At 69.0% G+C, this 8,452-nt stretch carries 10 protein-coding genes; all 10 read left to right on the forward strand.

Annotated features, from left to right (window positions below):
* Positions 1 to 77: 77 nt before the first annotated feature.
* Positions 78 to 1,631, forward strand: a complete 1,554-nt coding sequence (ffh, locus tag GWK61_RS31990; protein ID WP_194915422.1) for a signal recognition particle protein — start codon at positions 78 to 80, stop codon at positions 1,629 to 1,631.
* 231 nt (positions 1,632 to 1,862) lie between these two features.
* The gene (rpsP, locus tag GWK61_RS31995; RefSeq protein WP_194915423.1) at positions 1,863 to 2,360 is read left to right on the forward strand and encodes a 30S ribosomal protein S16; all 498 of its coding nucleotides are present in this window, start codon (positions 1,863 to 1,865) and stop codon (positions 2,358 to 2,360) included.
* A gap of 2 nt (positions 2,361 to 2,362) precedes the next feature.
* Positions 2,363 to 2,602, forward strand: coding sequence for an RNA-binding protein (locus GWK61_RS32000; RefSeq protein WP_012785728.1), 240 nt, complete (start codon positions 2,363 to 2,365; stop codon positions 2,600 to 2,602).
* A 38-nt stretch (positions 2,603 to 2,640) separates the two neighbouring features.
* Positions 2,641 to 3,162 carry a ribosome maturation factor RimM gene (gene rimM / locus GWK61_RS32005; RefSeq protein WP_194915430.1) on the forward strand — a complete coding sequence of 174 codons (522 nt, stop codon included), beginning with the start codon at positions 2,641 to 2,643 and terminating at the stop codon, positions 3,160 to 3,162.
* A 50-nt stretch (positions 3,163 to 3,212) separates the two neighbouring features.
* The gene (trmD, locus tag GWK61_RS32010; RefSeq protein WP_194915424.1) at positions 3,213 to 4,031 is read left to right on the forward strand and encodes a tRNA (guanosine(37)-N1)-methyltransferase TrmD; all 819 of its coding nucleotides are present in this window, start codon (positions 3,213 to 3,215) and stop codon (positions 4,029 to 4,031) included.
* 160 nt (positions 4,032 to 4,191) lie between these two features.
* Complete coding sequence (rplS, locus tag GWK61_RS32015; protein WP_194915425.1) at positions 4,192 to 4,551, forward strand: 50S ribosomal protein L19; 360 nt, start codon at positions 4,192 to 4,194, stop codon at positions 4,549 to 4,551.
* A 224-nt stretch (positions 4,552 to 4,775) separates the two neighbouring features.
* Positions 4,776 to 5,630 carry a signal peptidase I gene (lepB, locus tag GWK61_RS32020; protein WP_194915426.1) on the forward strand — a complete coding sequence of 285 codons (855 nt, stop codon included), beginning with the start codon at positions 4,776 to 4,778 and terminating at the stop codon, positions 5,628 to 5,630.
* 99 nt (positions 5,631 to 5,729) lie between these two features.
* Positions 5,730 to 7,157, forward strand: a complete 1,428-nt coding sequence (gene lepB, locus GWK61_RS32025) for a signal peptidase I (RefSeq protein WP_194915427.1) — start codon at positions 5,730 to 5,732, stop codon at positions 7,155 to 7,157.
* Between the two features lie 131 nt (positions 7,158 to 7,288).
* Positions 7,289 to 7,963 (forward strand): ribonuclease HII, encoded by a 675-nt coding sequence (locus tag GWK61_RS32030; protein WP_194915428.1) that lies wholly within the window; start codon positions 7,289 to 7,291, stop codon positions 7,961 to 7,963.
* A 40-nt stretch (positions 7,964 to 8,003) separates the two neighbouring features.
* A complete protein-coding gene (locus GWK61_RS32035) occupies positions 8,004 to 8,312 on the forward strand; it encodes a DUF2469 domain-containing protein (protein ID WP_012785735.1) in 309 nt (102 codons plus the stop codon).
* Positions 8,313 to 8,452 lie beyond the last annotated feature (140 nt).

The following is an 8,452-nucleotide window of genomic DNA, read 5'->3' on the forward strand; positions in this document are numbered from 1 at the left end:
GCGGCTACCCTGGTGGACTACGGCGGTTTTTCTCATCCGCCCGATCTGTTGATTTCCGCGCGAAGGATGAATACGACGTGTTCGACACGCTCTCCGATCGTTTGGCCACGACGTTCAAAAACCTGCGCGGCAAGGGTCGGCTCTCGCAGCAGGACATCGACGACACGCTGCGGGCCATCCGGCAGGCGCTGCTGGAGGCCGACGTCTCGCTGCAGGCCGTGCGGCCGTTCATCGCCGCCGTCCGGGAGCGTGCCGAGGGCGCCGAGGTCTCCAAGGCGCTGAACCCGGCGCAGCAGATCATCAAGATCGTCAACGAGGAGCTCGTCGCCATCCTGGGCGGCGAGACCCGGCGGCTGCGGTTCGCCAAGAACCCGCCGACGGTGATCATGCTCGCCGGCCTGCAGGGTGCCGGTAAGACCACGCTGGCCGGCAAGCTGGCGCGCTGGCTCAGGTCCGAGGGCCACACCCCGATCCTGGTCGCCGCCGACCTGCAGCGGCCGAACGCGGTCACCCAGCTGCAGGTGGTCGGCGAGCGGGCAGGCGTGCCGGTGTTCGCCCCCGAGCCCGGCAACGGCGTCGGGAACCCGGTGAAGGTCGCCCAGGACTCGATCGAGTTCGCCAAGACGAAGATGTACGACGTGGTCATCGTCGACACCGCCGGCCGCTTGGGCGTCGACGCCGACCTGATGAAGCAGGCCGCCGACATCCGCGACGCGGTCCGGCCCGACGAGGTCCTGTTCGTCGTCGACGCCATGATCGGTCAGGACGCGGTGACCACCGCGCAGGCCTTCATGGACGGCGTCGGCTTCGACGGCGTGGTGCTGACCAAGCTCGACGGCGACGCCCGCGGCGGCGCCGCGCTGTCGGTGCGCCAGGTCACCGGCAAGCCGGTGATGTTCGCCTCCTCCGGGGAGAAGCTCGACGAGTTCGACGTCTTCCACCCCGAGCGGATGGCCGGCCGCATCCTCGACATGGGCGACATGATGACCCTGATCGAGCAGGCCGAGAAGGCCTTCGACCAGGCCGAGGCCGAACAGATGGCGGCCAAGCTGGCCCGCAACGAGTTCACCCTCGACGACTTCCTGAAGCAGATGGAGCAGCTGAAGAAGCTGGGCTCCATGAAGAAGCTGCTGGGCATGCTGCCCGGCGTCGGCGACATCAAGCAGCAGCTGAACGAGATCGACGACAAGGACGTCGACCGGATCGCGGCCATCATCAAGTCGATGACCCCGGGCGAGCGCGAGGACGTCAAGATCATCAACGGCTCCCGCAAGCAGCGCATCGCGCGCGGCTCGGGGACCTCGGTGCAGCAGGTCAACAACCTCATCGACCGCTTCCTGGAAGCCCGCAAGATGATGCAGCAGATGGCCAAGGGCGGCATGCCCGGCATGCCGGGGCTGCCCGGGGCCGGCGGGCTGGGCGGCACCAAGCGCAAGTCGGCCAAGGCCAAGGCCGCCGACAAGTCGGCCAAGTCCAAGGGCCGCTCGCGCTCGGGCAACCCGGCCAAGGCCAAGGCCGAAGAGGCCGCGCGGCAGGCGCGCAAGGACGGCAACGGCGCGCCGTTCGGCGGCCCGGACGCCGGTCAGTTCGAGCTGCCGGACGAGTTCAAGAACCTGCTGCCGCCCCAGTAGCGCGCAGCTGGTCCGTCAGGAGGCGTAACGCAGTGGGGCCTCCCGGTGCTCCACCGTGCCGGGGGCGTCCCGACCAGCCTGAACCTTCTGGCACAATGGAAGCTTGTACCGGTCGCGCATGGCCCTCTCTCCTGCGCTGCGCCGAGTCCATCCGGCTGCTGCCGATGCCATGTCCCCACGTGGCGGCGCGGCGGCACCACCCGTAGTCGACCAAGCAGGAGACACCACACCGTGGCAGTCAAGATCAAGCTCAAGCGCATGGGCAAGATCCGGAACCCGCAGTACCGGATCATCGTGGCCGACGCCCGTACCAAGCGCGACGGCCGGGCGATCGAGGAGATCGGGAAGTACCACCCGAAGGAGGACCCCTCGTACATCGAGGTCGTCTCCGAGCGTGCGCAGTACTGGCTGGGCGTCGGCGCGCAGCCGACCGAGGCCGTCGAGGCCATCCTGAAGGTCACCGGCGACTGGCAGCAGTTCAAGGGCCTGGACGCCCCGGCGCCGATGAAGGTCAAGGCCCCCAAGGCCGACCGCAAGGCCGTCTTCGAGGCCGCCGCCAAGGAGGCCGCCGACGAGCCGAAGGTCGGCGCCACCACGCCGAAGAAGAAGGCCGAGAAGGCCGAGAAGGCCGAGAAGAAGGTCGACGAGACCCCGGCGACCCCGGCGACCGAGGCTCCGGTGGAGACCCCGGCCCCGGCTGTCGAGGCTGAGATCGCTTCCGAGGGCTGAGCATGCTGGAAGAGGCCCTGGAGCACCTGGTCAAGGGCATCGTCGAGCACCCCGATGAGGTCCGGGTCCGCGAGCGCGACCAGCGCCGCGGCAAGGTCCTGGAAGTCCGGGTGCACCCGGACGACCTGGGCAAGGTGATCGGTCGCGGCGGGCGCACCGCCCGGGCGCTGCGGACCGTGATGGCGGCCCTGGGCGGCCGCTCGCTGCGCGTCGACCTGGTCGAGGCGGCCGGCTACCGGTGAGCCCCGACACTGAGAACACCTCCGGCCGGCCCGAGGCCCTGCGCCTCGTGGTCGGCCGGATCGGTCGTGCGCACGGCATCCGCGGCCAGGCCACCGTCGAGGTCCGCACCGACGACCCCGGCCTGCGGTTCGCGGTCGGGTCCCGGCTGCTGACCGAGCCGGCCGAGCGCGGGCCGCTCGTGGTGTCCGACATGCGCTTCCACAGCGGCATCCTGCTGCTGTCCTTCGAGGGCGTGGCAGACCGGAACGCCGTCGAGGCGCTGCGGAACACCATCCTGGTGGTCGAGGCCGACCCGCAGGAGACCCCGGACGATCCCGAGGAGTTCTACGACCACCAGCTGCGCGGCCTGCCCGTCGAGCTGGCGGACGGGACCGTGCTGGGGGAGATCGCCGACCTGCTGCACCTGCCCGGGCAGGACGTGCTGGCCGTGAGACGGCCGGACGCGCCCGAGGTGCTGATCCCGTTCGTCAAGCAGTTCGTCCCGGTCGTGGACGTGGCCGCCAAGCGGGTCGTGGTCGATCCGCCGGCCGGGCTGCTGGACCTGGACAGCGTCGAGTAACCGCTCCTCGGAGCGGTGAGTCTTCGCCGAGCGGCGAGAGCGGTCACCCCATGCGCATCGACATCGTCACCATCTTCCCCGAGTACCTGGCGCCGCTGGACGTCTCGCTGATCGGCAAGGCGGCGGCCGCCGGGATCCTCGACGTGCGCGTGCACGAGCTGCGCGACTGGACCCACGACCGGCACAACACCGTGGACGACTCGCCGTGCGGCGGCGGGCCGGGCATGGTGATGAAGCCCGAGCCGTGGTCGGAGGCGCTGACCCAGATCGTGCCGCCGGGGTCGGAGGCCGGGGCGCGGCTGATCGTGCCGACGCCGTCAGGTCGGCCGTTCACCCAGCGGGTCGCCGAAGACCTCGCTACTGCCTCGCATCTGGTGTTCGCTCCGGCGCGCTATGAGGGGATCGACCGGCGGTTCATAGAGGCCGCCGCAGAGCGGATGCCTGTAGAAGAACTCTCCATTGGCGACTATGTGTTGGCCGGGGGAGAGGTCGCGGTCTTGGTGATGGTCGAGGCGGTGGGTCGTCTTCTGCCCGGAGTGCTGGGCAATGCGGAGTCCGCTAAGGACGATTCCTTCGGGCACTCCTCTGAGGGCGGTATGGCGGGGCTCCTGGAGGGGCCCGTATATACGAAGCCCGCGAGTTGGGACGGTCGCGACGTCCCGCCGGTGCTGCTGTCCGGCAACCACGCGCTGATCGCGCGCTGGCGCCGGGACCAGGCGCTGGAGCGTACCGCCGCGATGCGGCCGGATCTGATCGCCACGCTGGATCCCGCCACCCTGGACAAGAAGGACCGGGCGCGCCTGGAGGCTTTGGGCTGGTCGCAGACCCCCGGCGGATTTCGTTTCGACCCCGACGCTGTGTCAGACTAGGCCGGTACTGCTTGAGCAGGTGCCCGTCTTTCACTAGGCACCGCCACCTGCCCGCCGGACGCGCCCTGCCACAGGGGGACCCGCCCACGGCGATTTCAAGCCGAAATCTGGTTTCACCACCCAAGCCGTGGCCGACCTGTGGCGTCCACGAGGAGAGATCATGGACAAGCTGTCCACCATCGACGAGCTGTCGATGCGCATCGACGTCCCGGCCTTCCGTCCCGGCGACACCGTCAATGTGCACGTGCGCGTCGTCGAGGGCAACCGCTCCCGCATCCAGCAGTTCAAGGGCGTCGTCATCCGTCGCCAGGGCTCCGGCGTGCGCGAGACGTTCACCGTCCGCAAGGTCAGCTTCAGCGTCGGCGTGGAGCGCACCTTCCCGCTGCACACCCCGATCATCGAGAAGATCGAGGTCGTGACCCGCGGTGACGTCCGTCGGGCGAAGCTGTACTACCTGCGCGACCTGCGCGGCAAGAAGGCGAAGATCAAGGAGAAGCGCGAGGCGGTCGCAGGCCACTGAGCCGGCGTTCCACCGCACGTTTTTCACGGCTCCGGGCCACGTTCTCAGTGCGAGGACGTGGCCCGGAGCCGTTTACACAATCCTCAGGCAAGTCCTATAACTTGTTCGACTGGGAACGGCTGTTCCTGTCTGTCCAGATGTGCTGACCCGGGTCGTGCGGACCCGACGACGAACAGGCTAGGGTGCGGCCGGTGGCCAAGGGGCAAAGGCGCCGGCTGAAACCGGTGAGGTTGTGGAAGGAACTGCCGATCCTGTTCGGGGTCGCGCTGTTGCTCGCCCTGGTGATCAAGACGTTCTTCGTCCAGGCCTACTTCATCCCGTCGGAGTCCATGCAGCACACCATCGAGCCCGGGGACCGCGTGCTGGTGAACAAGCTCACCCCGTGGTTCGGCTGGACCCCGCAGCGCGGCCAGATCGTGGTCTTCAAGGACCCCGGCGGCTGGCTGGACCCCTCGGAGATCAAGAAGGACAACGCCTTCGTCGGCGGGGTCAAGAAGGTGTTCTCCTGGGTCGGGCTGCTGCCCGAGGGCAACGAGCAGGACCTCATCAAGCGGGTCGTCGGGGTGCCCGGGGACGTCGTGCAGTGCAAGGGTGTCGGGCAGCCGGTGACGGTCAACGGCGTGCCGCTGGACGAGCACTCCTATCTTTACCGCGGAGTCGACGGACAACTGGACGACCCCTCGCAGACCCCCTTCGGTCCGATCACTGTGCTGCCGCACACCGTGTTCGTGCTCGGCGACCACCGGAGCGACTCCGGGGACTCGCGGGTGCACCTGCAGGAGTCCTCCCAGGGGCTGGTGCCGTACTCGGACATGCAGGGTCACGCTTTCGTGCGGATATGGCCGCTGACACGCATCAGCGGATTGGGTACTCCTTCTACGTTCTCTTTGAAGAACCCCGCGCAGGCCGCGCAGAGCGCCGCCACTGTGCCGCCGCTCATGTGGGGCTTCACGCTCGCGGTGCCGCTGCGGGCCGGCGCGCAGCGGCGGCGTCGCCGCGGTGGCGCTCTCCTTCCGGACCCCGCGGGCGTAACCAATCGGCTACGTGGGCGGTTGGGTACGGAGCGGCCGCTTGGCTGAAGCGAACTTTCGAGGGATTGCGAAGGGAACAGCGACATGGACCAGGCGGCAGCGAAGCCGAGCGGGCCTGGCGGGTCACCGGAAGGGCAGACTGTGACAGTGGACGAAAGCTCCGAGACCGCCGACAACCCGGTCGGCCGCGGCGAGGCCGTGGTCCCGCGCCCCGAGTATCCGGCGCACGACCAGGGGGCCGGCTACGCGCAGGCCTCCGGGTACGCGCCTTCGTCGGGCTACGACCAGTCCGGGCAGCCTGGACAGGCTGATGCGGCTGGCCAGTCCGGTGTGGCCGGCCAGTCCGGAGCGGTCGGCGGCTATGGGAATCAGGGCGGGTACTCCGGGCAGGGCGGCTATGCCGCTCAGAGTGGCTATCCCGCGTCTGCGCCCGCTCCCGCGCAGGGCAACCATGGCGGCTACGGCGGGTATGGCGGGCCTGAGGGGTCCGGTGGCGTCGGCGTTCCCGGTGCTCCCGCTGTGCCCGGCGTTCCCGGTGCCGGTGGCCCGGGTGCCGGCGGTCCTGGTGGCCCTGGCTGGCCTGGTGGTCCCGGCGGTCCGGGTGGCCCCGGTGGCCCCGGTGGCCCCGGTGGTCCTTTCGGACCCGGCGGTGGCGAGGGTCCCGAAGCTGCCGGCAGCGGCCCCGAGGGCGCCTCGCCGTCCCCCGAGGACGAGGAGCCGACTCCGGAGCCGGCCGCGCCGGCGGGCCCGCGTACCTGGTGGCAGTGGATCCTGCTGCCGTTCGCGGTGGTGTGGCGGTTCGCGTTCCCGAAGAAGCCGCGGCCGTTCATCGTCGAACTGCCGTTCCTGCTGGCCATCGCCCTGGTGCTGGCGTTCGTCATCAAGACGTTCCTGGTCCAGGCGTTCGTCATCCCCTCCGGCTCGATGCAGCAGACGCTGGAGATCAACGACCGCGTGCTGGTGAACCGGTTCTCGAACTGGATGGGCCACGAGCCCAACCGCGGCGACATCGTGGTCTTCCAGGACCCGGGCGGCTGGCTGGACAGCGAGCCGGTGAAGCCGAAGAACGTCTTCAGCAAGGTCCTGACCGCGGTCGGCCTGCTGCCGGAGGACAACGGCGACCTGATCAAGCGGGTCATCGGGCTCGGCGGCGACGACGTGAAGTGCCTGGGCAACGGCGCGCCGGTGACCGTCAACGGCGTCCCGCTGCAGGAGTCGGGCTACCTGTACCCGAGCAACCTGCCCTCCATGGAGCCCTTCGAGGTGCACGTCCCGCAGGGCAAGATCTGGGTCATGGGCGACCACCGCGAGGTGTCCGTGGACTCCCGGGCCCACATCAACAGCCAGACCGGCGGCTTCGTCCCGGTCGGCAACGTGGTCGGGATCGCGGTGCTGAAGGTGTGGCCGCCGTCGCACTTCGGGACGCTGCCGGTGCCCTCGACGTTCAAGAAGAGCTTCCAGGCCGTGTCGTCGTCGCCGGGTGCGGTGCCGCTGGCGGCGTTCGCCATGGCGGTGCCGATCCGGGTCGTCCACCGGCGTCGGAAGCTGAAGAAGCTCGACCTCCTCAACGACTAGACCTCCTCAACAACTAGAGGTGTAGTTTCACTACCTATGTAGTGATTTGACCAGTGACCTATGGCGGCCGCGGCAGGGACTTCCCTGTGCGGCCGCCATAGTCGTCACCGGCGCGTTGTACGTTAGAGACGATGACCACGACGCCCACCCTCACGCTGCCGCGCGGCGTAGCCATCCGCTCCGATGCGGGGATCTACGGCTACGAGCGTGCTCTGGCCCGCGCCGGGTTCGCTCAGGTCGCCGGTGCGGACGAGGCAGGGCGGGGTGCCTGCGCCGGCCCGCTGGTGGCGGCGGCGGTGATCCTGCGCCCCGGAGCCTCCGGCCGCATCCCCGGCCTGTCCGACTCCAAGCTGCTCACGGAGAAGGCCCGCGACCGGGTCCGCGTGGAGATCGAGAAGCGCGCGCTGTCCTATGCGTGGGTCGCCATACCGGCTCCCGAGGTGGACCGCCGCGGCCTGCACCAGGCGAACATCGAGGCGCTGCGCCGTGCCGTGGCCCGCCTGGACGTCGCCCCCTCCTACGTCCTGTCGGACGGGTTCCGTGTCGACGGGCTTCCCTGCCCTAGCCTTGCCATGTGGAAGGGGGACCAGGTGGCCGCGTGCGTCGCCGCCGCGTCGGTGCTGGCCAAGACCGTGCGGGACGCCATGATGACCGAGTTGGCCCAGCGCCACCCGGCCTACGGCTTCGAAGTCCACAAGGGCTACTCCACCCCCGCCCACCAGGCCGCATTGACGGAGCACGGGCCTTGTCCGGAGCACCGTTTCACATATGCCAACGTGGCGAACGTTTCCCCGCGTTGTGGGTGACAATGACTGTGATTGAAGACCGACCAAGGGGAGCGTGGGCATGAGCGCTGAGGACCTCGAGAAGTACGAGACCGAGATGGAGCTCCAGCTCTATCGCGAGTACCGCGACGTGGTCGGCCTGTTCAAGTACGTGGTCGAGACCGAGCGCCGCTTCTACCTGACCAACCAGGTGGACCTCGCGGTGCGCTCGGCGGACGGCGAAGTGTACTTCGAGGTGACCATGGCCGACGCCTGGGTGTGGGACATGTACCGGCCGGCGCGGTTCGTGAAGAACGTGAAGGTGGTCACGTTCAAGGACGTGAACGTCGAGGAACTGGCCAAGAGTGACCTGGAAGTCCCCACCGACTGAAAGGCCACCGGGGCCACAGGGCCGCAATATTAATTGAATAGCGAACAAAGACGCCCGTCACGCTGGCCCACTGGGCCACACGAGTGACGGGCGTCCCCTTTTGCCCCGACTTATCCACAACCTCCCGAACCCACCTGGCC

The sequence above is a fragment of the Catenulispora rubra genome (assembly GCF_015356825.1).
Classification (GTDB): domain Bacteria; phylum Actinomycetota; class Actinomycetes; order Streptomycetales; family Catenulisporaceae; genus Catenulispora; species Catenulispora rubra.